This is a genomic window from Variovorax sp. WDL1 (assembly GCF_001541225.1).
In the GTDB taxonomy this organism is placed as follows: domain Bacteria; phylum Pseudomonadota; class Gammaproteobacteria; order Burkholderiales; family Burkholderiaceae_C; genus Variovorax.
Window position 1 is genome coordinate 1 of record NZ_LMTS01000185.1, and the last position, 1855, is coordinate 1855.

A 1855-nucleotide genomic window follows, 5' to 3' on the forward strand; every position below is an offset into this window, starting at 1 on the left:
GCCCGCGGATCAAGGTCGTGGTTTATTGAGCGCTTACGAATGAGGCAGCGCTGCGGAACGGCGGCGTGGCGTCGCGGGCCGTTTTCCCAAGTCCGTTTGGCCCACGATGCGTCTATCCGGTGGCGAACGGCTGTAGGGCTGGGCGCCCAGAACTTGGCATTGGGAATTTCTGCTTCTGACTGGGCTCAGTCACACGCGATCAAGGGCCTGGACGGCAGCTGCGGCGATTACCGGTCGTTCGAAGAACGTAGCATTGAGTGACCCCTGCACCTGTCACCGGTCACTCGACCATCCCCAGTCGGGTGGCAGTTCGCGATCGACTGCTTGCGTCCGAAGTGATCGGTTGTAGCGACGGACCACGGACATTCAGGTTGCTGATCTCACTGCCGAAAAGCAGCCGTTTAACGTCGGAGTTGACCGGCACGCAGCGGCATTGCACCGCGAGGCGTATGCGCCAGCACGCCTCGCGGTGCAATGCCGCTGCGTGTTCGCGTCAAACGACCTGCTATTCGGCGTCATCCCAACCCCACTTCGCCACGAGTGATGAATCGACATCGGTTTCAAGAAGAGTTTGCGTCCGCGGCATGTCCACTGCTACTACTGTGCTTTCAACGTCCGATCCGAAGAAGCTGTGCGCCTCTTCAAGGACTGCACCCACGTAGTTTAGAGCTTGGACGCAAAGGCCTAACACCTCGGTTTCGCCGAGTTCCTCCACGACCCAAGTTCTGTGAACTCCGAACTGCTCCCATGGCTGCGAGTGCTCCTCATCGAGAAAGAAGCCAACGCTTGCCTTTAGTCGTTCCAAAACCCACTCTGATGGGGCGAAGAGCGGCACAGGGTGCTGCATTCCGAGCTTGAAGCGACGACGGCGAAACACACCGGACCAAGCGGTGCTCCGAGCCTTCAAAGAGCTCTGCTTCACAACGACGTTCCGTGCTTGGACGAATCGTCTTAGCAGATCACTCTGCCTCATTTCAGCTTGCTTGCTCGCGTACCAAGTCCCAAACCCTTCGGGCTTCCTCGGCTCATTCTGCAACATGAACGTGGTGTTCCGCAGTGCCTGGATGAAGGCGTTGAGATTGAACTGAAACTCCGCGGGCACGTGGTAGTGCTCGGCGCACTTCCCGAGAAAATAGGTCGCTTCCTTGAGCTTCTGATGTGTGTCCGGGATCGGGCACTCGCCTTGGTCGTTCACCTTTGGGGTCCTTAGGCCGTACCGTTCGAGTTCAGCGGCAGCCCAAGGCTGTGTTGAACGACAAGCTATCAGCGGAGTGGGAGCAGATCAAGGCTGACCTCGGCATCTAGCGGTAAGTCAGGCCGGACTTGGCAACCGTTGCGGCGATTCCGTGGCGCAGCAGCATCCGCGCCACCTGATCGACTGGGGTCACATGTTTCGGGCCCAATGTCACGCTCACGATCGCCGGGACTGGCTGCGCGTCCAATCGTAGCTCCCTGAAAGCCACGATCTTGTCGTCGATGGCACGGTAGCTGCAGGCTTCTTGCTCCTCGCTAGTGAGAAGCCCGAGCATCCGCCACTCACGCTCCTCGGCGAAACCATCATTCTTGAACGTGTAGATCTTTCGCGTCCACGGCCGGAGCTTGCGATTCAGCGCGGCCTTGAGCTTTTCGCTGATAGACACGTGGCCGTACTGCAGATACCCCTGCGCCTCTTCTATTGCATTGACTAGCGCCCTGAACGTCGGCTCATATTCGTGCAATTGTCGCGCCTCACCGTACTCGACTCGCTCGAGTGTGGCGAAATGCTCATCTGCTTCATCCGCAACAGAAATGCGTTTAAGAAACTCAGTCGAAAAGCCTAGGGAGATGCTGATCAATGAACGACGCCGTAGGATCT

The 1855-nt window shown here is 58.2% G+C and carries 2 protein-coding genes; both read right to left on the minus strand.

What is annotated here, in order from left to right:
• Nucleotides 1-505: 505 nt before the first annotated feature.
• On the minus strand, nucleotides 506-1195 hold the full coding sequence (locus APY03_RS25365) for a hypothetical protein (protein WP_068681296.1): 690 nt from the start codon (nucleotides 1193-1195) through the stop codon (nucleotides 506-508).
• 106 nt (nucleotides 1196-1301) lie between these two features.
• On the minus strand, nucleotides 1302-1855 hold a 554-nt coding region (locus APY03_RS25370; RefSeq protein WP_232324397.1), incomplete at its 5' end, for a DUF2971 domain-containing protein.